Origin of the sequence: Streptomyces sp. NPDC057694 (assembly GCF_042799415.1) — a bacterium.
Lineage (GTDB): Bacteria > Actinomycetota > Actinomycetes > Streptomycetales > Streptomycetaceae > Streptomyces.
In genome coordinates, this window is sequence record NZ_JBHVIX010000050.1 from 1 (window position 1) to 24,166 (window position 24,166).

The window sequence follows — 24,166 nt, forward strand, 5'->3', positions numbered from 1 at the left end:
GAGCCGAGGAGCGCGACGCCGACCGTGGCGCAGACGCCGACGGTGATGGAGTTGCGGGCGCCGTACACGGTGCGGGTGTAGACGTCGCAGCCCTGCGCGTCGAAGCCGAAGGGGTGCCCCGCGGAAGAACCCTGCTGGGCCTTCGTCAGGTCGCATCGCAGGGGGTTGCCGGAGGCGATCGCCGACGGCCACAGGGAGATGAACACCAGGAAGAGGATCGCCAGGGCGGAGGCGATGAAGACCGGGTTGCGGCGCAGGTCGCGCCAGGCGTCCGACCACAGCGAGCGGGGCCCGGCCACCGGGACCGCCCGGTCGGGTTCGTACGGCTGCTCAGGCATAGCGGATCCTCGGGTCGAGTACGGCGTAGAGAAGATCGACGAGGAGATTGACGACGAGGAAGACGAGTACGAGGACCGTCACGAAACCCACCACCGTCTGGCTGTTCTGCCGCAGGATGCCCTGGTAGAGCTGGTAGCCGACGCCGTGGATGTTGAAGATGCGCTCGGTGACGATGGCGCCGCCCATCAGCGCGCCGACGTCGGCGCCGATGAAGGTGACGACCGGGATCAGGGAATTGCGCAGCAGGTGCCGGGTGATGATCCGGCGCCGGGGCAGGCCCTTGGCGACGGCCGTACGGACGTAGTCGCTCCGCCGGTTCTCGGCGATGGAGGCGCGGGTCAGCCGGGCGACGTAGGCGAGCGAGACGGAGGCGAGGACGAGCCCCGGCACGATCAGCTCGCCGAAGCCGGCTTCCGGGGAGACCGACGGGTCGACCCAGCCCCAGTCCACGCCGAGCAGCAGCTGGAGCAGCAGGCCCGTGACGAAGGTGGGGACCGAGATGACCACCAGCGTCACCAGGAGCACCAGCGTGTCGACGGGCCTGCCCCGGCGCAGACCGGTCAGAACGCCGAGGGTGATGCCGATGACGACCTCGAACACGACGGCGACGACGGTCAGCCGGATCGTCGGCGGGAACGCCGTCCCCATCAGTTCGGTGACCTTCTGGCCGTTGAACGCCGTGCCGAAGTCACCGGTGAAGACGTTCCCCATGTACGTCAGGTATTGCTGCCACACCGGCTGGTCGAGGCCGAACTCCCTCCTCAGCTGGGCGGCGGTCGCCGGGTCGCAGGCGCGTTCTCCGCAGAGCCCCGCGATCGGGTCGCCCAGGACGTTGACCATGAGGAAGATCAGCAGCGTGGCCCCGACGAACACCGGGATCATCTGGAGCAGCCGCCGCACCACGTAGCGCCCCACGCCGACTCAGCCGACCTTGATCTCGTTGTAGACGGGGACGCTGAACGGGTCCAGTTCGACGTGCGACAGCCGCTGCGACCAGCCGGCGCTGCCGTTCTGGTACCACAGCGGGATGGACACCATGTTGTCGCGGACGACGTCCTCGGCCTGCTGGAAGAGCGAGACGGCTTTGGTCTTGTCGCTCTCGGCGTTCGCCCGGTCGACGAGTTCGTCGAAGCGCTTGTCGGACCAGGCCCCGTCGTTGGATGAGGCGCCCGTGTAGTAGAGCGGCTGGAGGAAGTCCTGGATGAGGGGGTAGTCCATCTGCCAGCCCGAGCGGAAGGGCCCCGTCATCTTGTGCTCGCCGATCTGATTGCGGAAGTCGGCGAAGGTGCCGACCGGGTTGCCCACGCACGCCTTGTCGTCGCCGAGGACGTTGTTGATCGAGTTGCAGACGGCGTCGACCCACTCCTTGTGGCTGCCGGTGTCGGCGTTGTACGTGATCTTGAGCTGCCCGCCGGGCAGGCCCCCGCCCTCCTTGATCAGCTTCTTGGCCTCGGTGGGGTCGTAGTGGCACGCGCTCCCGCACAGCCCTTCCTTGAAGCCACCCGCCGCGCCGAGGACCGGCGAGGTCCAGTCGGTGGCCGGAGTGCGGGTGTTCTGGAAGATCGTTTCGGTGATCTGCTTGCGGTCGATGGCCATCGACAGACCCTTGCGGACCTTCTTCGCCCCGCTCGTGTTCCAGTCCTTGTCGTAGAACGGGAAGGCGAGGGTCTGGATGATGCCGGCCGGGGTGTTCAGATAGCGGCCCTCAAGGTCACCCTTGACATTCTTCAACTGCGCGGCGGGTACGTCGTCGACCAGGTCGAGGTTGCCGGCGATCAGGTCCGTGTAGGCGGTGTCGTTGTCCGTGTAGACCTTGAGGGTCACCCCGGCGTTCTGCGCCTTGTCGTCCCCGGGATAGCCGTCCCACTTCTTCAGGACCATCCGAGAGCCCCTGCTGTACGACTGGATGGTGTACGGGCCATTGCCCACCGGGTGCTTCAGCCACCCGGCACGGTCGGTGAAGAAGGCGCGGGGCAGCGGTGCGAAGGCCGCGTAGCCCAGGATGTCGGGGAAGGTGGAGAACTTCTGGTTCAGCTCGACCGTGAATGTCTTGTCGCCGGTGACCTTCAGGCCGCTGAGCGTGTCCGCGGTCTGTGCACCGCTGCTGGGGTGGACCTTGTCATAGCCGTCGATGTAACCGAAGAAGTAGGCGTTCTTCTGGTTGTTCTTCAGGCTCGCGCCGTAGTTCCAGGCGTCGACGAAGGACTTGGCGGTCACCTTCTCCCCGTTGGAGAAGGTCCAGCCGCTCCTCAGGGTGACCGTGAAGTTCTGCGAGTCCTTCGTGGTGATGCTCTGGGCGATCATGTTCTCGGCCTTGCCGGTCTTCGGGTCGTACTTCTTCAGCCCCCGGAAGATCATGTCGAGGACCTTGCCGCCCTGGACCTCGTTGGTGTCGGCGGGCTCCAGGGGGTTCTGCGGGTCGCCCCAGGACGCGGTGAGCACCTGGCCGTCCGCACTGTCGCTCCCGCCGCCGTCGCCGCCGCCGCACGCGGTGAGCACGAGGGCGAGGGCTGCCGCGCACGCGGGCCACGTGGCATGGATGGCTGGACGCATGAGTGTCTCCTTGAGGGGGCGCTGTGTCATGACATAAGGAAGAGAACGATCGAAAAGTACGCTTCATGACATCAGCTCACATCACACGTTCACGCGATATGACTCTCATGTGCGAAACATGACTCGGCATCGGCCGCTCGGACGCCGCTGTGCGCCACGACGGCGGCGCGGTCGAGCGCCCCTTTCGCGGTGTGCGGCAGCGTCGGCACGATCTCCAGGTGGTCCGGCACCTCGTAGGGGGCCAGCCGACCCCGGCAGTGGGCGAGCACCGTGTCGGCGGTGACGCCGCTGCCCGCGGTGAGTACGACCGCGGCGCCGACGCGTTCCCCGTAGACCGGGTCGGCGAGGGCGAACACCGCCGCCTCCACGACGTCCGGTGCGGCCGCGAGCACCTCCTCGACGTGTTCCGGTGAGATCTTCTCCCCGCCGCGATTGATGAGGTTCTTGATCCGGCCGGTGAGGAACAACCCGCCCTCCGCGTCGAGACGGCCGAGGTCGCCGGTCCGGAACCAGCCGTCCACGAATGCCGCTGCCGTCTCCACGGGATCGTTCAGGTAGCCCCGCGCGACGCCCGGCCCGTGCACCCAGATCTCGCCCTGGGTTCCCGGCCCGCAGGGCCGCCCCGAGGCATCGAGAACACGTATCTCGCCGCCCGTCGGCCGACCCACCGATCCGGCCGGCCGCCCGCGGGGCGCGGACAGCGCCTCGCTCGTCGCCTGGTGGGTGGTCTCGGTCATTCCGTAGGCGGACAGCACCGGAGCGTTGAGCAGGCGCTCCAGGGCGTGCGCCGTGGCCGGCGCGAGCGGAGCGCTGCAACTGCGGGCGAAGCGCAGCGGGAGGACCACTGGACCCGGGTATTCGTCCGCGGCCCGCTCAAGGAGGATCTGGTGGATGGTGGGCACAGCCGTGTACCAGGTTGCCGCGACCGTCCGCATGTCGTGCCAGAAGGTGTGCGCCGTGAACCGGCCCCGCTCGGGCAGCAGAAGACAGCCGCCGGTCGCGAGGGTGGCCAGCAGGCCGGCCAGCAGACCGTGGCCGTGGAAGAAGGGCATCGCCGCGACGGTGGCGTCGGCGGCGGACAGTTCGTAGCAGCAGGCGATGGATCGCACCGAGGCGGCCACATTGGCGCGGGTCAGCGCGACCGCCTTGGCGCGCCCGGTGGTTCCGGCCGTGAACAGCGTGAGCGCGTCCTCGTCGGTGAGTGCGGTGGCGGCGCCCCGCGGCGTCGGGTCGGCCTGCGCGGTCGAGTCGAGGGTGAGAAAGAATTCTCCGGCCGGACCGCGCAGTACCCGCAGCGGCCAGTGTGCCGGGCCGTCGCCCTCGGCGCCGGACGCGGCCGGGACCGAGGGCCCGGTCAGTACGGCCTGTGCCCCCAGCTCCGTGTAGCGTTCCGCCAGCTCCGGTCCGGCGAGAGCCGGATCAGCCGGTGCCACCACCAGCCCGGCTCGGGCCGCGCCCAACAGCGCGACCACGAACTCCAGGTCGTCGGTGCTCACCAGGCCCAACGGGCCGCCCGGCCGGAGCCCCTTCCCGAGCAGCCGCGCGGCCAGGTCGTCGGCCAGCGCCGACAGCGTCCGGTAGGAAACCGCCGTCCGGTCCGCGCCCAGCAGCAGCGCCGTGGCGTCGGGGCGCTGGGTCACCTGTGCGTCCAGCACGTCGTGGAGGCCGGTGACCGCCGGCGGACGGTATCCCCCTCTGGGAACGAAGTACAGGGGGGCCACGGACATCTCTTCTCCTGACATCAGGCATGCATGACTTGAGTTGACAGCTTATGACTATTACGTGTCACTCGCCATTGATGTCATAGAGAGCGCGTTTAGGCGGTTCATGTAAGCATGACTAGTGACATGAGTTGGTTGTGGACAGATGGGACTGACTGTCATGAGTAGCGCTGCCCCCACCCCTGGGCCCACCCCGGCCACCCCCAGTCCGCTGACCGACGGAGCGCATCTCGTGGTCGACGCGCTCAGAATGAACGGCGTCGAAAACCTCTACGGTCTGGTCGGCATCCCCGTCACGGACCTGGCGCGCATCGCCCAGGCGTCCGGCATGCGTTTCATCGGCTTCCGGCACGAGAGCAGCGCGGGCCGGGCGGCGGCCGCGGCGGGCTTCCTCACCGGAAGGCCCGGAGTGAGCCTGACGGTCTCGGCGCCCGGCTTCCTCAACGGACTGGTGGCCCTGGCCGAGGCCACCACGAACTGCTTCCCGGTGGTGCAGATCTCCGGATCGAGCGAACGACGCATCGTCGACCTCAAGCAGGGCGACTACGAGGAGCTGGACCAACTGGCCGCCGCCAAGCCGTTCGTGAAGGCCGCCTACCGCGTCAACCGGGCCGAGGACGTCGGCAGAGGCGTCGCCCGGGCGCTGCGCACCGCGGTCTCCGGCCGGCCCGGCGGCGTCTATCTCGACATCCCGGCCGACGTGCTGGGCGAGTCCCTGGACGCGGCGCGCGGCGCGGCCTCGCTGTGGCGGCTGGTGGATCCCGCACCACGCCAGCTGCCGGCCCCCGAAGCGGTCGACCGTGCGCTCGGCCTGCTCGCGGGCGCCGAACGTCCCCTGGTCGTCCTCGGCAAGGGCGCCGCCTACGCGCAGGCCGACGAGGTGATCAGGGAGTTCGTCGACACCACCGGGCTGCCCTTCCTGCCCATGTCCATGGCCAAGGGACTGATCCCCGACGACCACCCGCAGTCCGTCGCGGCAGCACGCTCCCTGGCGCTCAAGCGGGCCGACGTGGTGCTGCTGGTCGGAGCCAGGCTGAACTGGCTGCTGGGGCACGGCGAACCCGGCCAGTGGAACCCGGACGCCACGTTCGTCCAGGCCGACATCGAGCCCGCCGAACTCGACAGCAACCGGCCCGTCGCCGCCCCGCTCGTCGGCGACATCGGTTCGGTGGTCGGCGCGCTGGTGGATCGTCTGGAACCCGGCCGGATCGTGGTGCCCGAGGCATGGCGCGCCGAACTCGGCGAGCGGATCCGGCACAACACCACGAAGATGGCGGAGCGGCTCGCGGCCGACCCGCACCCCATGCGTTTCTACGGCGCGCTGCGGGCCGTACGGGACGTGCTGCGCGAACACCCGCACGCCTACCTCGTCAACGAGGGTGCCAACGCGCTGGACTTCGCCCGCAACGTCATCGACATGCAGGTGCCACGCCACCGGCTGGACAGCGGCACCTGGGGTGTCATGGGCGTCGGCATGGGCTATGCCATCGCCGCCGCCGTCGAGAGCGGGCAGCCGGTCGTCGCCGTGGAGGGCGACAGCGCGTTCGGCTTCAGCGGCATGGAACTGGAGACGATCTGCCGCTACCGCCTGCCGGTGGTCGTCGTCGTCCTCAACAACGGCGGCGTCTACCGGGGCGACGGGGTCAACACCGTTTCCACCGACCCCTCCCCCACCACCCTGGCCCCCGGCGCCCGGCACGAGCGGCTGATCGAGGCCTTCGGCGGACGCGGCTACCGCGCCGAGAGCCCCGTGGAGCTCGCCTCCGCGCTCTCGGAGGCCCTCGCGTCCGGGCGCCCCGCGCTCATCGACTGCGTGATCGACCCGACGGCCGGCACCGAAAGCGGCCACCTCACCGCCCTCAACCCCAAAGTCGCGCCGGCTCCCACCGGTCACTGACCCCTCGCCCACTCCCCGGAAGGGACGCACCACCATGGCAGAACTGCCCCTCAGCGGCATCAAGGTCATCGACTTCACCGGCGTCCAGGCGGGCCCGGCCTGCACCCAGATGCTGGCCTGGTTCGGCGCCGATGTACTGAAGGTGGAACGCACCGGTGGCGGCGACGTCACCCGGCATCAGCTCCGGGACATACCCGACGTCGACGCCCTCTACTTCACCATGCTCAACAGCAACAAGCGCTCCCTCGCGATCGACACCAAGTCGCCCGAGGGCGAGAAGATCATGGAGCAGCTCGTCCGGGACGCCGACGTCCTGGTCGAGAACCTCGCCCCCGGCGCCCTGGACCGCATGGGCCTGTCCTGGGAGCACCTGCACGAGATCAACCCGCGGCTGATCTTCGGTTCGGTCAAGGGCTTCAACGACGACTCGCCCTGGTCGGACATCAAGGTGTACGAGAACGTCGCCCAGTGCGCGGGCGGAGCCGCCTCCACCACCGGCTTCTGGGACGGGCCGCCGACCGTGAGCGCCGCGGCGCTCGGCGACAGCAACAGCGGAATGCACCTGCTGATCGGCCTGCTCACGGCCCTGCTGGACCGGGAACGCACCGGGCTGGGGCAGCGGGTGGCGGTGTCCATGCAGGACGCCGTGCTCAATCTGTGCCGGGTCAAGCTGCGCGACCAGCAGCGGCTGGAGCGGGTCGGATACCTGGAGGAGTACCCGCAGTACCCGAACGGCACGTTCACCGATGTCGTCCCGCGCGGCGGCAACGCCGGCGGCGGTGGACAGCCCGGCTGGGTGCTCAAGTGCAAGGGCTGGGAGGCGGATCCCAACGCCTACATCTACTTCACCATCCAGGAACAGGACTGGGGTCCCACCTGCCAGGCCCTCGGCAAGCCCGAGTGGATCGACGACCCCGCCTACAGCACGGCCGCGGCCCGCCAGCCGCACCTCTTCGACATCTTCGCCGAGATCGAACGCTGGCTGGCCGACAAGACGAAGTACGAGGCCGTGGACGTCCTGCGTACCCACGGAGTGCCCTGCGCGCCGGTGCTGAGCATGAAGGAGATCGCCTACGACCCCGCACTGCGCACTAGTGGCACGGTGGTGGAGGTCGACCACAAGGCGCGAGGCACCTACCTCACCGTCGGCAGCCCCATCAAGTTCACGCGGTTCCAGCCGACCATCACCGAGTCACCGCTGCTGGGCGAGCACACCGACGAGGTGCTCGCGTCCCTCGGATATGGCGCGGACGACGTCGCCGCACTGCGCGGCAAGGGTGTGGTGGCCTGACGGGGTATCAGGGCGGGGGTGTGCGCGGTTTTTTACCGCGGTAAAGCCACAGCCGCCCGTTCGACAGTTCGCTGTGGGACGTCAGGGCGATCGCCCTCGATGCCGCGGCACCGACGGTGCGGCAGCGCGCGCCGCGTTGCCGACGGGCCGGTCGAGCGCGCACGGCGTCCGGCCTGTTCACCGGTTCTTCCCTTCAGCAGTTCGTCCCCCGGGTCCGCCGTGTCCTGTCTCCCCGGACCCCCGCCGTGAATCGGAGATGTTCCATGCCTCGCCCGACCCCGCACGTGTCCGCCGCCGCCCTCGCCGCCGCGGGTGCCCTCGCGCTGGCGGGATGCTCCTCCGGGCCCGCGGAGCCGGGCACGGCAGCCTCTTCCGCCGCCGTCGTCCTCACCGACCGGGGTGCCCGGCAGGCCCTGCTCAGCGAGACCTGGCTGGGCTCGCAGTGGACCGGCACGACCGGCACGGCCGCGGACCACGACGGTCTGGTGCGGGCGGTCGTCGACAAGAAGCGATTCCTGACGCACCGCGCGAACGCCGCCGCCTGTCAGACGCTGTTGGACCGGCTGTCCCAGGGCCGGCTGCTGCCGCCCTCCGCCGGATCCGCCCACGCGGTCGCCGTTTTCGACGGCGAGGACGGCGGACGGCTGCGGTACGAGGTCGGCGCCTACCCCTCCGCCGAACTCACCGAGGCCCGCCGGTGGATGGCCGATCTGCCCGTCACGTGCGACGGCTTCACGGCACTGCGCCCGGACGGCGGACGGGAGAGCGTCGACGTGAGCGGCCTGGACGTGCCCGCGGCGGGAGACAGCCGGCAGGCGCTGCTGGTGACCGTCAAGGGCAGCACGGACGGCGTCCCCTTCACGCTGTCCCTGAACGTGGCGCTGGTGACCGTGGACGACAGTGCGATCACGCTCGTCAACGGCGGGCTGACCGGGGCCTCGACCGTCACCACCCGGCAGGCCGTGCGGCTGGGCGGCGAGCGGCTGAAGACGGTGATGAACGGCGGTACTCTCCCGGCGCGGCTCCAGGACGACCTGGACTGACCCGCGGGTCAGTAGGACGCGATCGGTGACCGGCACGGCACGACGACGAACAGGAAAAGAGAGACTGCCATGACCTTCGCAGCGAGGAGCCCGCGTCCGGGCTCCGTGTCCGAGACCCCCGCCGGGACGCGGGCCGCGAGCCTTCTCGGCACGTCCGCCTGGCGGGTGGCGATCACGGGCGGCGCCGTGGCCGTCGTCGTCGGCGTGGTCGCTCTCCTGTGGCCGGGCGTCACCCTGGCCGCCGCCGGGGTGTTCTTCGGCGTCTTCCTGCTCTCCTACGGGATCACGCAGATCGTCGAAGCCTTCGGTCCGCACGCCCATCCCACCTCGCGCGGCCTGCTCGTCGTCAGCGGCACCCTGAGCACCCTGCTGGGGCTGATGTGTTTCCACAGCCTCGCGCGGTCGCTCCTGCTGCTCGCGGTGTGGATCGGGTTCGGCTGGATCCTGCGAGGAGTAACCCTCGCCGTCGCGACCTTCAACGGCACCGAGGGGGCCCGCGGTACGGCGGCGCGTTCCGTGCTGGCCGCGGTGTCCGTCCTCGCCGGACTGACGGTGGTCGTCTGGCCCTTCTCGTCCCTCGCCACGCTGGTGCTGGTCGCGGGGATCTGGTTGATCGTCACCGGAGTTCTGGAGATCGCCCACGGCATGGTGCTGCGCCGCTCGGCAGCCGCCGCGCGCCGCTGACCCGCTCCGGGTGGCCGATCCCGCCGACGACGGCCGCCGGCGGGATCGGCCCTGACGTCCGGTCAGCCGGCGGACGCGGCGGCGGGGGCCAGTGTCACCACCGCCTCGCTCGTGTGGACGAAGAAGGTGAGGGTCTCCTCGAAGTACAGGGTGACGCTGGTCGCGTCGTGGGACAGGTAGCCGATCGACACATCCTGGCCCAGCCGCAGTTCGAAATCGCCCCCACGCGCGGACAGCAGGAACGCCCCGTCGATGGACGGGGCCCACACGATGTCGCCGTCCAGCAGAGCGGCAAGATGCCTCAGCACGGGATAGCCGTGATCGGAGGTCTCGCTGAGCGCGGTGTACGCCTCGGCGCTGAGCGCGAGTGTGTAGGGGCCGTCCACACCGGCCAGGCGCAGCGCCGTCACGGCCTGGCTGACCGTGTCCGGGTAGGCGCGCACATCGGTGGGCAGGGTCAGCGGGTCGTTGGTGGAACCCGCCCGCAGCCCGGTGATGCCGGCGGCCGCGTACCCCTCGAAGACCGCCCGGTCCTCGGCGAAGGCCAGCTGCCGCGCCGCGTCCTTCACCGGCTGCCAGTCGGCGTCCTTGGCCCCCCTGCCGACGGCGTCGATCTGCTCGCGGTCCAGGGTGAACGGCACCCGCAGCTCCACGAGCGGCTGGAAGCGCCGGATGCGGGCGCGGACCCCCTCCGCGGGCGCGTCCGCGGTGTCCAGGTGGCCGGTGCCTATGCCGGCGAGGTCCACCCCGCCCGGCTCAGGAACGTCGACGATCCGGCGAGCCGCCACGTGCCGCTTGAACGTGCGCCGCGCCTCCTCCTCCAGGTCGGCCCAGGCGGCCTCGGAGACCGGTGCGAGGTCACGATGCAGGTTGTTCATCAGAAAGGCTCCGCTTCATACTGCCGATTCCCAGGGAGGTCCCTGCGGATCGGACGGGGTTGGGGGACGGCGCGAGGGCCGGGAAAGAGCGGGCGGTGTGCGGCGTATCGGGCAGGTCCTCCAGGAAGGCCGCCGTGGGCACGAAGAACAGGCAGCCCGACACCGCGGTGGAGAACTCCAGGATCCGGTCGTGCGATGCCGTGGCGGTGCCCAGGAACATCCGGTCCAGCATCGTCTCCATCACGTCGGGGGTGCGGGCGTAGCCGATGAAGTACGTCCCGAACTCGCCCCGGCCGACGGCGCCGAAGGGCATGTTGTCGCGGAGGATCTCGCGCTCGGTGCCGTCCGCGTCGGTGACCGTGGCCATGGCCACGTGGGCGTCGGCGGGCTTGACGTCGTCGGCGAGTTCCACATCGGTCAGCTTGTGCCGCCCGACGACCCGTTCCTGCTCCTCGACGGGCAGTGCGTCCCATGCGCTCAGGTCGTGCAGGTACTTCTGCACGATGACGTAGCTGCCACCGGCGAAGGACGGATCCTCGTCGGCGACCAGGACGGCGTCCCGCGCGGCCGTTCCCGTGGGGTTCTCGGTTCCGTCGACGAAGCCGAGCAGATCGCGCTCGTCGAAGTACTTGAAGCCGTGCACCTCCTCCCGCACCGTGACCGCGCCCCGCAACCGGTTCATGATCTCCGCGGCGAGCGCGAAGCACAGGTCGGCCCGGGCGGCCCTGATGTGGAAGAGCAGGTCACCCGGGGTCGCCGGGGCCCGGTGGACCGGGCCGGTCAGTTCCCGGAAGGGATGCAGGCCCGCAGGGCGAGGGCCGGCGAAGAGCCGGTCCCAGAGGTCTGAGCCGATGCCCGTCGCACAGCTGAGCAGGCCGTCGGGCCGGGCCCGGAAACCCACCGCCCGGGTCAGAGCGCCGACATCGGACAGCAGATCGCGGGCGACGGCCTCGCCGCCGCTGTCGACGCTCACCACGAGGAAGACGGCCGCGCCGGCCGGACCGGACAGCACCGCCTCTAGTTGACCTTCGGACATGTGTCCTTCCCTTTCACGAGGTGAGACGGTCCGCGCCCATGAGAACAGTTCGGTAGTCATCACGGCGCACCTCACCCTGGGTGAGGGTAGTCGGTCACATGAGGTCTCACACACATCAGCAAGTCATGACGAAGTCATGTTGCCTCATGTCTGTCAGTCCGCGGCCGCCCGGCGGCCGTGCTCACGACGGGTCTTCGGGGCTCGGTGCGATCCGTACCTTGATGTTCTTCATCAGGGGCTGTTTGCTCTGCGTGCTGTAGTCGCTCGCGGCGATCAGCACGTTCATCTCCGGCATGTATCCGGCGGCGCAGCCCCGGGGCATGCTGTACTCGATCGCGCGGTAGCGGGTCAGCCGTCGTGTGCTGCCGTCGCGGGCGGTGGCCGTGATGTCGACGAGGCTGTCGGGGGCGACACCGCGGGCGCGCATGTCGTCGCCGTTCATCAGGACCAGGGTGCGCAGGTTGCTGATGCCGCGGTAGCGGTCGTTGTCGGAGTAGATGGTGGTGTTCCACTGGTCGTGGCTGCGCATGGTCTGCAGGATCAGCACGTCGCCGTCGGCCGGGGCCTCGGGCAGCGGCGCGCTGGAGAACTCCGCGCGGCCGGAGGGGGTGAGGAACACCAGCTCACGGGCGGGCTGCTTGATGCGGAAGCCCCGCGGCAGACGCACCCGGCGGTTGAAGTCCTCGAATCCGTCCAGGACTTGGGCCATGGTGTCGCGGATACGGTCGTAGTCCTCGATGTACGACTCCCACGGGGTGGTGCTGGCGGGCAGCGCGGCACGGGCCATTCCGGCGATGATCGCGGGCTCGGACAGCAGGTGCGGGGAGGCCGGCTTCTTCATGCCGGACGAGAGGTGCACCATGCTCATGGAGTCCTCGACGGAGACGGACTGTGGTCCGTGCCGTTGGTGGTCCTTCTCGGTGCGGCCCAGGCAGGGCAGGATCAGTGCCTTCTCGCCGTGCACCAGATGGCTGCGGTTGAGTTTGGTGCTGACGTGCACGGTGAGCGTGCAGCGCCGCAGTCCCCGTGCGGTGTGTTCGGTGTCCGGTGCGGCCAGTACGAAGTTGCCGCCCATGCCGACGAACACCTTGACCCGGCCCTCGTTCATGGCCTCGATGACGTCCACGGTGTCCATGCCGTGCTCACGTGGCGGGTCGATGCGGCAGACGTCCGCGAGCCGGTCGAGGAACTCCGGCCGGGGCCGGTGGTCGATGCCGCAGGTGCGGTTGCCCTGGACGTTGCTGTGTCCGCGTACGGGGGACGGTCCGGCGCCCTCGCGTCCGAGGTTGCCGCGCAGCAGCAGGACGTTGACGATCTCCCGGACGGTGTCCACGCCGTGCTCGTGCTGGGTGAGTCCCAGGCACCAGCTGATCAGGGTCCGGTCGGCACGGGAGTAGACCGCGGCCGCCTTGAGGATGTCGGCGCGCGACAACCCCGACTGCTGTTCCAGTTCCTGCCACGAGGTCGCCTCGCAGAGGTCCCGGTACGTTGCGAAGCCGTGGGTGTGGCGTTCGATGAACTCCCGGTCGAGAGCCTTGGGGTCGGTACGGCTCTGCTCCAGGACCGCCTTCGCGATGCCCCGCAGCAGGGCCATGTCCCCTCCGGCGCGCACCTGGAGGTTGAGGGTGCTGGTCCGGGTCGCCTTGAACAGGGCCATGTCGGTGAACTCGTGCGGCACGATGGTGCTGGTCGCGGCGGCCTCGACGAGCGGGTTGACATGCACGATCTGCGCGCCGCGCCGGTAGGCGTCGGCCAGCGCGGTCAGCATGCGCGGCGCGTTGGACGCGGCGTTGACCCCCATGACGAACAGGGCGTCGGCGGTCTCCCAGTCCTTGAGGTCGGCGGTGCCCTTACCGGTGCCCAGGGCCGCCTGGAGGGCGCGGCCGGACGCCTCGTGGCACATGTTGGAGCAGTCGGGCAGGTTGTTCGTACCGTACTCGCGAGCCATGAGCTGGTACAGGAAGGTCGCCTCGTTGCTCAGCCGTCCCGAGGTGTAGAAGGCGGCCTCGTCGGGGTGGTCGAGCGCGCGCAGTTCGCAGCCGACGAGGTCGAAGGCGTCCCGCCAGGTGACCGGGACGTACCGGTCGCCGGCCGGGTCGTAGACGAGGGGCTGGGTCAGCCGTCCCTGGTCCTCCAGGGCGAAGTCCGACCACGTCCGCAGTTCGGAGACGGTGTGCTCGGCGAAGAACGCGGCCCCGACCCGCTTGCCGGTCATCTCCCAGGTAACGTGCTTGATGCCGTTCTCACAGATGTCCAGCTTCAGGCCCTTGGTGTCGTCGGGCCACGCACAGCCGGGGCAGTCGAAGCCGCCGTTCTCGTGGTTCATCTTGAGGATCGCCCGGGTGCCCTCGAACAGCGCGCGTTCGCGTATCAGCACCTTGGAGACGCTCTTGGCGGCCCCCCAGCCTGCCGCGGGGTGGTGGTAGGGCCGGTGCGAGGGTTTTCTGTCGTCGGCGGGACCGTCTCCGCCGGTGGTCGATCGACCGGTACCACCGTTCTCGGGCGTCGGTGCGCGGTGGGCGTCGGAGGCCGTCATCTCGTTCTCCTGGGGCGTTGTCGGATCGTGGACCGGGTGGTGGTGTCAGGAGGTCGTCGAGGCCGGCGGGCTCGGTCGCGCGGCGGGCGCCCAGGTGGCGGCGAGCGCGGCGGTGACCAGCAGGGCGGGCAGCAGCGGCGCCCCCGGGCGCAGCCAGCGGTAGACCGCTCCCCCGGCGGTGGCGCCGCCGAGCAGCAGCAGGACGGTGACCACGTTGCGTGTCTGGAGCCGCCCGGTGGTGACCCATCCGGAGACTGTGGAGGTGACGAGGCCGGTGAGGTAGGCGGTGGTGACGTCACCACCGGCGGTGACCCGGACGGCGGCGTTCTGGCAGCCCATGGTGGCGGCCGTGAGGAACAGCAGCGGGCATTGGCCCCTGGGGGAAGGGTCGCCGCCTGTCCCCAGCCAGCCGGCCGCGACCACCCACAGCAGGGCAGCCTCCAGCAGCAGTCCGGCCCGGATTCCTCCGGGCGGGATCCGGCCGCGGCCCGCTGACACCAGCGCGCCGGCGGACGCCCCCACGAGGTAGCCGAGCAGCGCCACGGCGACCGTTCGGGCGGCGGCCGGGTGCGCGCTTCCCAAGTGCACTCCCAGAAGTGCGGAGTTGGCGGTGACGACGCTGGTGAAGACGTTTAGGGCGAGGAAGCCGAAGGCGTTGGCCGCTCCTGCGGCGAGGATCAGCAGTCGGCGCGTCTGCGTGGCATGCCCCGGCCAGGGGTGCGGGGCAGAGGCGTGCACCGTTTCGGGCATCGTCGGCTCCCGTGTTCTCAAGGCGGCTCACGTGGCCTTGCGGACCCGTTCCGTGGCCGGGTCCGCGCCACCGTGGGGCGGACGGTGGGTGTGTCAGTGGTGGACGTCGTCGGCCCTGACCAGCGGCGTGTCGACCAGGTGTTCGGCGAGGAACCAGCACTGCAGCTCGCCCACGCGGATCACCTGCGAGACGAGCAGGTCTTTGGTGCCGTCGTCGCCGTTCTCCACGGTGCGCGCGGCGGCGTCGTGGGCCTCGGTGAGGATGATCTCGTGGGCCTCGAGGAGTCGGGACAGCATGGCCGGTACCTCCTCCACCCCGTCCGGCGGCCGGGGGACGCTGGTCAGCTCGGCGGCGTGCCGCGGATCTCCCACCGCCACCCCGCCGAGCGTCTGTACGCGTTCGGCCAGGGCGTCCACCAGTTCCAGCTGTTCTCCGGCGTGTTTGTCCAGGATCAGATGCAGCTGGTAGAACGTCGCCCCGCGCATCAGCCAGTGGTACTTCTTGTACAGGTGGTACAGCATCTGCGTGTCGGCCAGTACGCGGGTGAGCCGCTGGCAGGAGTAGCGGCGGGCGTCCGCCGTCAGTCCGAGCGGAAACTGCTTCACCGTGCCGAAATCCTGGATGAGCGGCCCTCTCTGGTGCAGCAGCGGCTGACTGCTGCGGGCTGTGGTCGGGGTCCGTCCGGAGGCAGGGGTGGTCATGGGGCTGTTCCTTCGTCAGAGGGTCGGCCTGATGCGCCCGGCTCTCGGCGTACTGGCCGTTGAGCGGAGCTCGCCTGTCAGGGGGTGTGCGCTTCAGCTTCACAAGCCGGCACCGGGCGCACATCACACGATCGTGCGAAGTACGCCGGCTCAGTGCTCGGAGGAGCCCCGCAGCGGGATCACCGCCCGGACCGTGCCGCCCGGACCCGCCGTGCTCCCGACCTCCAGGGAACCTCCCAGCCACGCCACCCGGCAGGCGACGGCGGCGAGTTGTCCCTCGTCCCGTCCGTGCCGCCTTCCGTCGTCCACGACGCTGACCACGATGTCGGCGTCGGCGTCCAGGCGTATCCGTACCGAGGTGGCGTCGGAATAGCGGGCCGCCCTTTCCAGGGCCGCCTCGACGAGGAAGTAGAGGTGCAGCTCGACCGCGTCCGGCAGGCGGCCCGCAAGGCTGCCGGTGACGGTCACCGGCAGCGCGCAGCGCGCGGCGAGTACGGAGACGGCCGTCCTCAGCCCCCGGACCCTGAGGACCCCCGGATGGATGGCGGCCGTGGCCTGCCGAACGAGGGCAAGGGCCTCCTGGGCGTCGCGGATCGCCTCGGACAGCAGCCCCGCCGTCCCGTTTCCCCCACCCGCGTCGAAACCCTCCTCGACCAGGCCCAGAGCGATCAGCACCCCGGCCAGACGCTCTTGGACCCCGTGCTGCAGGATCTCGGCGGTACGCCGCTGCCGGTCGGCGTACCCCATGGCGAGGGGGCCCGGTTGTTCGACGGCCCCCTGCGACGCGTGGCCCTCGCTCCCGGCCGCCCTGCGCAGGACGTACACGGCGGTCGTCCCTCCCGTGCGAGGGAGCGGCAGCAGCAGCCATTCGATCGCGATGCGCGAGCCGTCGGCTCGGGCGATCGTTCCGCGGCCCCGTTCCGGCAGGGGCCGCTCCGGCCCGAAGAGGGACCGTCCCGGCTCCAGGACCACGGAGTTCGGGTCGGGCCGGGCGGCCGCGCCCACCAGGTCGGACGGGCTGTCGTAACCCATGATCCCGGCTGCCGCCGGATTCGCGTAGACCACCTGGTGCCCGGCATCCAGCGCCAGAACCGGCTGGTCCATGACGTCAAGGATGCTTCCCAGATCATCGGCGATCGACGTCATCGTGGTACCCCTCCCCTGGGGATCGGGACTCCGCGTCGGCGGCAGGGCACCACCCGCGCGTCGGATCCCGTCGTTGTCCGCGCCCGCCTGATGGGCCGTCTCCGGCTGCTCCCGGGCTGGTGCCAAGACTCGCAAGGCTGCCGGCACGGGGCATCCGTCATTTGACGTTCGCCGGCATCAAACCTGGCCGAGACGGCGAGAGAGGGCCGGACAGTTCATGGCAGTACATGACACCCATACCTGATGTCATACACCTGCCTATGCCAGAAAGACTGAGAACCTTTGACTCTCACCAACGAGGCTATGATGCGCATATGAGTGAACCTCTGCGGGCCGTACTCGGGGAAGACCAGATCATTGTTCGCGAGGGCATCGCGAGCATCCTGGGCCGGGCTGACATCAGGGTGGTCGCCGCAGTGGACAATGCGGTCGATCTGGTCAGGGCCGCCAAAGAGCAGAACCCCGACGTCGTGATTACCGACATCCAGATGCCGCCCAACCTGGAGGCGGACGGGCTGCTCGCGGCGCAGGAGATCCGTGCCGCACAGCCGGGGACCGCGGTCGTGGTCCTGTCCCAGTTCCTCGACGCCTCTTACGCCCTGGACCTGGTCGGGGACGATCCGAGCGGTGTGGGTTACCTCCTCAAGGAGAAGGTGGCGAGCCCCCAGGTCCTGACCCACGCGATCGAGCGTGTGGTGGCGGGCGGTTCCGCCCTGGACCCCGACGTGATCTCCACTCTGCTCGGGCGCAAACGCGCCAAGGACCCGCTGGCGGTGCTGACGCCGCGGGAGAGGGACGTACTGGCCCTGATGGCCGAGGGCCACTCGAACCCCGGAGTCGCCGCCCAGTTGTTCGTCAGTGTCCCCGCGGTGGAACGGCACGTGACCGGGATCTTCACGAAGCTCGGCCTCAACGAGGCCGGCTCGGGCCAGCATCGCAGGGTGCTGGCCGTCCTGCGGTATCTGAAGCAGTGAATCTGGAACGGTCCGCGGACCGGAGGCTGTCGGCGGCCGGGCAGCGCTCAGGAGGGGGCGTCGAAGATTCCCAGAAGATCCGCGTCGAAAAGACGATCCTTGGCGATGAAGGACTCGATGCCCGCGCCTTTCAGTTCGTCGACCGACCAGAAGGACTGCTCGGTCGACGTGAGAACGATACGCGGAGGCTTTTCCTCTTCGCGCAGCTTTCGTGCCACGGTCACCCCGTCGCCGTCGGGGAGATACAGATCCAGCAACAGACCGTCGGGGCGATGTTCACGCACCGCGGCCAGGGCGGAGGCGCCGTCCTCGGACTCCGCGACGACACGCAGCCCGCGTGCCGTCAACAGCGTCTTGGCGATGCGACGGAATCCTGGGTCGTCGTCGACGACCACGATGCTGACCGACATGTTCGCCAGCATGCCCGTCGCTGCCGGCGATGGGCCATAGGGGCAGCCCCACGGTTCCCCTCCCGATTCCCCACGGCTCTGAAGGACACCTCATGACCGAGTCCCGTCCCCCGGCTCCCCCGTTCGGCGCGCACGAGGCGGCCCCTGCCTGTCCAGCAGCGTGATACGGACGGCGCGGATCCGCTGGGGCTGGGTGACGGTCGCCGCCGTCGCCCTGTGGCTGGCCGTCATCTGCTTGTCGCTGCAGGAAGAGCGTGCGTCCGCCCCCGCCTCTCGCGGGGCCGCCGGCCCGGCGCGGCTGCGCGACGACGCACAGGAGGCCGTACGCCGACAGAACACCGCCGCCTTTCAGTCCCTGTTCCGGGCGGAGTCCGTGGGTCCCCGGTACGCGAGCGACTACTTCGCCCGGCTGTTCGCCGAGCCGGTGACGGGTCTGCGCCTGACCGTGATCACCCGTCAGGATCTGCGCTATCTGGTCCTGCGCGGTGGAGAAGGCCCTCGCGCCGTGTGCTCCGCATGGCAGATCCAGGACGACGGCGACCGCAGCGTGCTGAGCGGTGCGCCGCCCTTGACCGACGTGTGCCGAGCGGGCGCACCGGCCGGTCAGGCGGCGAAGCCGATGTTCATGACGTACTCGTGGGCGCCGTAGTCGGAGCCGGGGTCGGCGGTGATGCCGTCGAACCAGGCAGTGTCCATGGCCTACTCGTCGGCGACGGCCCATGCGTCGACCATCCGGTCCCGGTTGCGCACGTTGAGGGTGCGGAAGGAGACCTCGCGTACGTGCGGGCGGATCACCTGGGACTGGTTGAGCGGATGGAATTCTACGCGGGTGCCGCGGCCGTCGCGGTTGAGGCGCTGCCGCAGATGACCTGCGACGTTCTGGCGGCGTACCCGCAGGTAGGCGCGGCCTCCAACTGAGCCAGGCTCTTCTTGGAGGGCGTCGTCCTGCCCTCGGCCCAGCGCTTCAGGGGTGCGGTCGGTGACCGTCCGACCGGGCGGCGGCCTCTTGGCTCTTGATACCGCGAGCACCGAACCTACCGAATTCCTGGTTCCTGCCGGGTACTTGCTCTCCTGCGCCGGCCGGTGTCTGCCGTACCGGCGTGGTTACAGGTCGAGTACGGCGCGCAGTGCCTGGTCGACGCGGGCCATGACGGCGGGCTCGACGGTGCCGCGCAAGGTCGCGTCGGCGAAACGGGCGGTGCGCAGCTGCTGCAGGTTGACGGCGACCGCCGTGCAGGGAAGGGGGTCCGTGATGACGACCGACATGGCGGTGTCGGGGTAGCGCCCGGCGGGGTGCAGCACGATCGCGAGCACGGTCCCGTAGGCCTCGTCGAGCCCGGTCAGGGAGACCATCAGGACCTCGCGCCCGTCGGGCAGGGTCCAGATCTCCCCTCGTTTGATCTCTCTCGTCACAGGGTGTCGCCCTCGCCCGCCAGGTCCTTGCCCAGGCCGAGGTCGGCGAGATGGCGGGCGGCGTCGAGCGTGGCGGCGCGGCTGGCGGCGCGGACGATGTAGGCATTGGTGCTCAGGCCGGCGCTCTTCGCCGCTGCCTTGATCGTCGGCGCCAGCTCGTCGGGGACCCGGAGAGTCATCGCAGTTATCGTCATGACACCACAATAGACACCACTTCTTGATGTCGTCTCGTGGGTTCGGAGAATGTGCTGCACACCAGACCTGCTCCGGGCCCTCGACCGGCGCACCCGCCGCAGGGCAGCTTCTACGCGGCTTCTAGCGGTGGAGCAGGCTCACCCAGTCCGCGGGAACCCGGCCCGCCGGTCCCGGGACGGGCTGGCTCACGGGGTGGCTGGTGGGCTCGGCGAGGCGGGGGCCCGACTCGCGCACGTCGTCTGCCGCGTAGTCCCACAGCCAGTCCTCGCCGGGCTCAAAGCTCTGGACGACCGGGTGTCCTGTGGCCTTGTAGTGGGCGGTCGCGTGCTGCCCCTGCGAGCTGTCGCAGCATCCGACGTGCCCACAGAGCGCGCAGCGCCTCAGGTGGAACCACCAGCCTTGCGTCGCCTCGCACTCGACACAGCCGGTGCCGCTCGGCGGGACGGTGGGGTCGAACGCGGTGTTGCCGGTCATGCTGGCTCCCTCATCGGGTCGGGCTGGGAAACGGTGAGCGGAAGTAGTACCTGGAAGCGGGTGTCCCCGGGAACGGACTCGACCCGAAGGCTGCCGTGGTGCTTGTTGGTGACGATGCGCCAGGAGATGTCCAGGCCCAGTCCGGTGCCTTCACCCACTGGTTTGGTGGTGAAGAACGGATCGAAGATCCGGTCCCGGATCTCGGCGTCGACTCCCTTGCCGGTGTCCTGGATCTCCACCAGCAGCTGATCGTTGGCGCGTGCGGTCCGCACGGTGAGGGTCCCGGCCCCGCCGGCGCTGTCGATGGCGGCGATCGCATTGTCCAGCAGATTGGTCCACACCTGATTGAGTTCGGCCGGGTAGGCCGGGACCTTCGGCAGTGTCTCGTCGTACAGCTTGACGACGGTGATGTGCGGGCCGATCTTGCCCGCCAGCATCATGAGAGTGCTGTCGAGCAGTTCGTGGACGTCGGCCATCCGGAAGGGGGCCCGGTCCAGCTGTGCGTACTGCTTGGCGGCGTCGACCAGGTGCGAGATGCGCGCGGTGGACTCCGTGATCTCCTCGATGAGCAGTTCGGTCTCGACCGCGGAATTGAGCCAGCCGAGGGCGGTCGGCAGGGCCTCGTCGTCCACCATCGTCGCGACACGGTCCAGCGACTCGCTGGTCAGGCCGGCCTGCACGAACGTGGGGGCCAGCTGCCAGCTCTGCTCGCTGCCGTGGTCCTCCAGCCACTCGGAGAGGATGTCCTCTTCGTCGGCGGCCTGGAGCGGGCTGAGCGCGGGCGCCTTGGTCACCCGCTCGGTCGCCTGCTTCTGGAACTCCATCAGCTCGGCGAGCGCGTCCCGGGTGCCGGGGTCACCGGCGATCGCGGCAAGGTCGTGGCGCATCGCAGCCAGCCGTTCGCGCAGCAGGGCGGCCGCCCGTGCGGCCGCGGCAGCCGGGTTGTTCAGTTCGTGGGTGAGGCCGGCCGACAACGAGCCGAGCGCCAGGAGCCGTTCTCGCTGCCCGATGACCTGGTGCACGTTCTTCACTCCGAAGAACAGGCCCTCCAGCAGGTGGACGGCCATCGGGAACCATTCGTGCATGACGTCGGCGAACGTGTCCGCCGACAGGACGAAGAACCGCGTGGGCTCGGTGATACGCAACGTATTGCTGTAGAGCTGCGGCGTCCGGTCGCCGAGGTAGGCCTGCATGGCGCCCGCGTACACGCCGGGCTGACTGGTCCGGTTGACCTCTACGTCGTCCTCGCCGACCTGATGGGAGAGGACGACCGTGCCTTCGAGGAGCACGTAGAAGCACGTCGCGGGCCGGCCCTCGCTGTAGACGAGGCCGGGCTCGAACAGCTCCACCCGGCCCTCGGCGCAGAGCCGTCCCAGTTGCTCGGGTGTCAGTTTCTCGAACAGGAACAGCTGTCCGATCTCCTGGATGCTGCACGGCAGGGGCTGCCTGCTCATGACTGCTCCAGGTAACGGTGCACGAGCATGACGCTCATGGCTCCCTCGCCGACGGCGGAGGCGACGCGCTTGGCGGATTCCGCGCGGGCGTCACCTGCGACGAAGACGCCCGGGATGCTGGTCTCCAGGTGGTACGGCGGTCGGTCCAGCTCCCAGTCGGCCGGTGGCCGGCCGTCGGGGGTGAGGTCGGGTCCGGTCAGGATGAAGCCGCGGCTGTCCCGCAGGACGGTGTCGTTCAGCCAGTCGGTGCGCGGGGCGGCTCCGATGAAGACGAACAGCCACTGCGCGTCGACCAGTTCGCTGTGGCCGGTGCGCGTGTCCTGGAGGGTGAGTCGTTCCAGGTGACCCGAGCCGTGCGCGGCCTCGACGACGGTGCCGCTGCGCACACGGATGTTGGGGGTCTGCTCGATCTGCTGGATCAGATAGTGCGACATCGATGCCGTCAGGGACGGCCCGCGCACCAGCAACGTCACCGACTTGGCGTTGCGTGCCAGGTACATGGCCGCCTGGCCCGCGGAGTTGGCTCCACCCACGATGTACACGTCGTGGCCCTCGCAGGAGACCGCCTCGGTCAGCGCCGAGCCGTAGAACACGCCGGCGCCGGTCAGTTCGGCGGCTCCCTCGGCGGGGAGCTGGCGGTAGGACACGCCCGTCGCGAGAATCACGCTGTGGGCGGCGATCTGCGAGCCGTCGGAGAACCGTACGATCCGCGCCGCGCCGTTGGCCTCAAGGCCCGTCACCTCGCGGGCGGTGAGGATCTCGGCACCGAACTTCGTCGCCTGCCTGCGGGCGCGGTCGGTGAGCTGTCCGCCGGAGACGCCGTCGGGAAAGCCCAGGTAGTTCTCGATCCGCGAGCTCTGCCCGGCCTGCCCGCCGGTCGCCGAGCGCTCCACCAGCACGGTGCGCAGCCCTTCCGACGCGCCGTAGACGGCCGCGCCCAGGCCGGCCGGGCCGCCGCCGACGACGATCAGGTCGTAGAAGTCGGTGGCCGGGGTCGTCGCCAGGCCCACCCGCGCGGCCAGCTCGGCCGTCTGCGGCTCCACCAACGGCGTGCCGTCCGCGGTGATCACGACAGGCATCCGCTGCCCGTCCTGGCCCGCTGCCGACAGCAGTCGCTGCCCTTCGGGCTCGTCGGCCGAGTACCACCGGTAGGGCACCTGGTTGCGGGCGAGGAACTCCCGGACTTCCGAGGATCGGGCCGACCAGCGATGACCGATGACCTTGATGCTGGGGGCCTGTCGGTGGTCGAAGGTGCGCCAGGCTTCGAGCAGGTCGTCCAGGACCGGGTAGAGCTTCTCCTCCGGCGGGTCCCAGGGCTTGAGCAGGTAGTGGTCGAGGTCGACCACGTTGATCGCGTCGATGGCCGCGTCGGTGTCCGCGTATGCGGTCAGCAGCACGCGCCGCGCACTCGGGTAGATGTCCATGGCCTGCTCGAGGAACTCGACGCCGTTCATCTGCGGCATGCGATGGTCGGCCATGATCACGGCTACCTGGTCGCCGCGCAGCTTCAACTCGCGCAGCGCCTGCAGTGCGGACTCGCCGGACTCCGCGCGCACGATGCGGTAGGAGTCGCCGTAGCGCCGCCGCAGGTCCCGGGCGACGGCCCGAGACACACCCGGGTCGTCGTCGACGGTCATGATGACAGTCCGCGGTGTCTCGGCGGCCTGTGTCATTTTCCCCCCATTCCGTCAGGAAGATAGAGCGTTCAGGGAACTTCGGTATCGGTGCGGATCATCGCTCCGCACAGCGTCCGCTGTGATCGCAGAAAGGCTGATTGCCGGACAGGCCGCATCCGCACAGCATCGCCCGTGCCTCGTGACGGCTGCCCGTCGCCGTCTCTATCCGCAGCTCACCGCGCGCATGGAGGGTTCCGTCCGCGTGCCGTTCTATGCGCGTGGGACGAGGGGGTTCCTCGTCGCGCTCACCGGCCAGATGATATTGCAGGGCTCCGCTGGGGCAGCGCCGCACCACTTCGGCTATGTCCTCGGGCGGCTCGGCAGCCGGGTCGATCCACGGCCTGCGTTCGATGTCGAACACCGTCGGAAGGCCTTTGACGCACTCCTGCTGATGAAGGCAGAGCCGCGACTCGTAGCTGACGGCGATGCCGGTGGCCTCATAGCGTTTGGCTCCGGGCCGCCAGGTGCGATCTCCGGGTTCGAGAGACGGCGCGGACATCAGTCGTTCACTTTGCTCTTGCTCGTGTACAGAAGATCCTGGTAGTCGGGGTGCCGGGCGATCCACCCCGAGTAGAAGGGGCAGACCGCCAGCACGGCGACCCCGGCGGTACGTGCCGCGTCCAGGGAGAAACGGACCAACGATCCGCCGATGCCCTGCCCTTCGTACCCCTCGTTCACCTCCGTGTGCACGAAGGCGATGAGGTCCTTGGTCCGAATGTACTGAGCGAAACCGGCCAATTCGCCGTCGACGAAAGCCTCGTACCTGTTCGCCTCCGTGTTGTCGCTGATGCGTGCAGTAGGAGACTGTGATTCCGTCATGCCGGTCCTCATGGTTGGTCGTCGGGTACGCAGCCTCGTACCGCACGGGCTGCACGGCCCCCCGACCGCCGCCGCGGTCGGGGTGTGGGGCCGCGGGGTGGTTAGTTGGTGGTGAGGGCGTCCTTGAGGCTGGCGACGGCGAGGAGGACGGCGTGCTTGGCGGCTTCGGTGTTGT

Annotated in this window: 24 protein-coding genes and 1 pseudogene; 6 read left to right on the top strand and 19 right to left on the bottom strand. The window is 69.6% G+C overall.

What is annotated here, in order from left to right:
• The 4 genes and pseudogenes from ACFVDP_RS43440 to ACFVDP_RS43455 form a co-directional block, all read right to left on the bottom strand.
• Window positions 1-338, bottom strand: a pseudogene (locus ACFVDP_RS43440) (ABC transporter permease); the annotation flags it as partial.
• Window positions 331-1,254: an ABC transporter permease gene (locus tag ACFVDP_RS43445; RefSeq protein ID WP_383503290.1), complete on the bottom strand. Its 924-nt coding sequence runs from the start codon at window positions 1,252-1,254 to the stop codon at window positions 331-333. The pseudogene ACFVDP_RS43440 and the gene ACFVDP_RS43445, both read right to left, overlap by 8 nt.
• A gap of 6 nt (window positions 1,255-1,260) precedes the next feature.
• A complete protein-coding gene (locus ACFVDP_RS43450) occupies window positions 1,261-2,892 on the bottom strand; it encodes an ABC transporter substrate-binding protein (protein WP_383503292.1) in 1,632 nt (543 codons plus the stop codon).
• An 89-nt stretch (window positions 2,893-2,981) separates the two neighbouring features.
• A complete protein-coding gene (locus ACFVDP_RS43455) occupies window positions 2,982-4,619 on the bottom strand; it encodes a FadD7 family fatty acid--CoA ligase (RefSeq protein WP_383503294.1) in 1,638 nt (545 codons plus the stop codon).
• 154 nt (window positions 4,620-4,773) lie between these two features.
• Between ACFVDP_RS43455 and oxc the strand changes: the two genes are divergently transcribed.
• The 4 genes from oxc to ACFVDP_RS43475 all read left to right on the top strand — a co-directional run bounded on the left by oxc (window position 4,774) and on the right by ACFVDP_RS43475 (window position 9,528).
• Window positions 4,774-6,510, top strand: a complete 1,737-nt coding sequence (gene oxc / locus ACFVDP_RS43460) for an oxalyl-CoA decarboxylase (protein ID WP_383503296.1) — start codon at window positions 4,774-4,776, stop codon at window positions 6,508-6,510.
• Between the two features lie 34 nt (window positions 6,511-6,544).
• Complete coding sequence (gene frc / locus ACFVDP_RS43465) at window positions 6,545-7,801, top strand: formyl-CoA transferase (RefSeq protein ID WP_383503298.1); 1,257 nt, start codon at window positions 6,545-6,547, stop codon at window positions 7,799-7,801.
• Between the two features lie 263 nt (window positions 7,802-8,064).
• On the top strand, window positions 8,065-8,844 hold the full coding sequence (locus ACFVDP_RS43470; RefSeq protein ID WP_383503300.1) for a hypothetical protein: 780 nt from the start codon (window positions 8,065-8,067) through the stop codon (window positions 8,842-8,844).
• A 69-nt stretch (window positions 8,845-8,913) separates the two neighbouring features.
• Window positions 8,914-9,528 carry an HdeD family acid-resistance protein gene (locus ACFVDP_RS43475; RefSeq protein WP_383503302.1) on the top strand — a complete coding sequence of 205 codons (615 nt, stop codon included), beginning with the start codon at window positions 8,914-8,916 and terminating at the stop codon, window positions 9,526-9,528.
• Window positions 9,529-9,590: 62 nt separating this feature from the next.
• Here ACFVDP_RS43475 and ACFVDP_RS43480 read toward each other — a convergent pair whose 3' ends face one another.
• The 6 genes from ACFVDP_RS43480 to ACFVDP_RS43505 all read right to left on the bottom strand — a co-directional run bounded on the left by ACFVDP_RS43480 (window position 9,591) and on the right by ACFVDP_RS43505 (window position 16,576).
• Window positions 9,591-10,406 (bottom strand): family 1 encapsulin nanocompartment shell protein, encoded by an 816-nt coding sequence (locus tag ACFVDP_RS43480; RefSeq protein ID WP_383503304.1) that lies wholly within the window; start codon window positions 10,404-10,406, stop codon window positions 9,591-9,593.
• Complete coding sequence (locus ACFVDP_RS43485; protein ID WP_383503306.1) at window positions 10,387-11,442, bottom strand: Dyp-type peroxidase; 1,056 nt, start codon at window positions 11,440-11,442, stop codon at window positions 10,387-10,389. Before ACFVDP_RS43485 ends, ACFVDP_RS43480 begins: the two co-directional genes overlap by 20 nt.
• A 181-nt stretch (window positions 11,443-11,623) precedes the next feature.
• Window positions 11,624-13,978, bottom strand: coding sequence for an FdhF/YdeP family oxidoreductase (locus ACFVDP_RS43490; RefSeq protein ID WP_383503308.1), 2,355 nt, complete (start codon window positions 13,976-13,978; stop codon window positions 11,624-11,626).
• A 45-nt stretch (window positions 13,979-14,023) separates the two neighbouring features.
• Window positions 14,024-14,728, bottom strand: a complete 705-nt coding sequence (locus ACFVDP_RS43495; RefSeq protein ID WP_383503310.1) for a YoaK family protein — start codon at window positions 14,726-14,728, stop codon at window positions 14,024-14,026.
• A gap of 93 nt (window positions 14,729-14,821) precedes the next feature.
• Entirely contained in the window at window positions 14,822-15,430 is a 609-nt protein-coding gene (locus tag ACFVDP_RS43500; protein ID WP_383503311.1) for a Dps family protein, read from the bottom strand.
• 150 nt (window positions 15,431-15,580) lie between these two features.
• A complete protein-coding gene (locus ACFVDP_RS43505) occupies window positions 15,581-16,576 on the bottom strand; it encodes a PAS domain-containing protein (RefSeq protein WP_383503313.1) in 996 nt (331 codons plus the stop codon).
• Window positions 16,577-16,890: 314 nt separating this feature from the next.
• Here ACFVDP_RS43505 and ACFVDP_RS43510 point away from each other — a divergent pair, with 314 nt between their 5' ends.
• Window positions 16,891-17,550: a response regulator gene (locus ACFVDP_RS43510; protein WP_383503315.1), complete on the top strand. Its 660-nt coding sequence runs from the start codon at window positions 16,891-16,893 to the stop codon at window positions 17,548-17,550.
• A 47-nt stretch (window positions 17,551-17,597) separates the two neighbouring features.
• Here the strand turns inward: ACFVDP_RS43510 and ACFVDP_RS43515 are convergent, their stop codons facing one another.
• The gene (locus tag ACFVDP_RS43515; protein WP_383503317.1) at window positions 17,598-17,960 is read right to left on the bottom strand and encodes a response regulator; all 363 of its coding nucleotides are present in this window, start codon (window positions 17,958-17,960) and stop codon (window positions 17,598-17,600) included.
• 160 nt (window positions 17,961-18,120) lie between these two features.
• Here ACFVDP_RS43515 and ACFVDP_RS43520 point away from each other — a divergent pair, with 160 nt between their 5' ends.
• A complete protein-coding gene (locus ACFVDP_RS43520; protein ID WP_383503319.1) occupies window positions 18,121-18,609 on the top strand; it encodes a hypothetical protein in 489 nt (162 codons plus the stop codon).
• A gap of 50 nt (window positions 18,610-18,659) precedes the next feature.
• On the opposite strand, the gene ACFVDP_RS43525 is transcribed toward ACFVDP_RS43520, so the two are convergent.
• The 8 genes from ACFVDP_RS43525 to ACFVDP_RS43560 form a co-directional block, all read right to left on the bottom strand.
• Window positions 18,660-18,989, bottom strand: coding sequence for a hypothetical protein (locus ACFVDP_RS43525; protein WP_383503320.1), 330 nt, complete (start codon window positions 18,987-18,989; stop codon window positions 18,660-18,662).
• Window positions 18,990-19,064: 75 nt separating this feature from the next.
• Window positions 19,065-19,373: a hypothetical protein gene (locus tag ACFVDP_RS43530; protein WP_383503322.1), complete on the bottom strand. Its 309-nt coding sequence runs from the start codon at window positions 19,371-19,373 to the stop codon at window positions 19,065-19,067.
• On the bottom strand, window positions 19,370-19,567 hold the full coding sequence (locus tag ACFVDP_RS43535) for a toxin-antitoxin system HicB family antitoxin (RefSeq protein ID WP_383503324.1): 198 nt from the start codon (window positions 19,565-19,567) through the stop codon (window positions 19,370-19,372). Before ACFVDP_RS43535 ends, ACFVDP_RS43530 begins: the two co-directional genes overlap by 4 nt.
• A gap of 121 nt (window positions 19,568-19,688) precedes the next feature.
• Entirely contained in the window at window positions 19,689-20,042 is a 354-nt protein-coding gene (locus tag ACFVDP_RS43540; RefSeq protein WP_383503325.1) for a UBP-type zinc finger domain-containing protein, read from the bottom strand.
• Window positions 20,039-21,496 carry an ATP-binding protein gene (locus ACFVDP_RS43545; RefSeq protein ID WP_383503327.1) on the bottom strand — a complete coding sequence of 486 codons (1,458 nt, stop codon included), beginning with the start codon at window positions 21,494-21,496 and terminating at the stop codon, window positions 20,039-20,041. The genes ACFVDP_RS43540 and ACFVDP_RS43545 overlap by 4 nt, the downstream gene beginning before the upstream one ends.
• Entirely contained in the window at window positions 21,493-23,169 is a 1,677-nt protein-coding gene (locus ACFVDP_RS43550) for an FAD-dependent oxidoreductase (protein WP_383503329.1), read from the bottom strand. Before ACFVDP_RS43550 ends, ACFVDP_RS43545 begins: the two co-directional genes overlap by 4 nt.
• Before the next feature lie 58 nt (window positions 23,170-23,227).
• Window positions 23,228-23,671, bottom strand: a complete 444-nt coding sequence (locus ACFVDP_RS43555) for a (4Fe-4S)-binding protein (RefSeq protein WP_383503331.1) — start codon at window positions 23,669-23,671, stop codon at window positions 23,228-23,230.
• The gene (locus tag ACFVDP_RS43560) at window positions 23,671-23,991 is read right to left on the bottom strand and encodes a GNAT family N-acetyltransferase (RefSeq protein WP_383503333.1); all 321 of its coding nucleotides are present in this window, start codon (window positions 23,989-23,991) and stop codon (window positions 23,671-23,673) included. The genes ACFVDP_RS43555 and ACFVDP_RS43560 overlap by 1 nt, the downstream gene beginning before the upstream one ends.
• Window positions 23,992-24,166 lie beyond the last annotated feature (175 nt).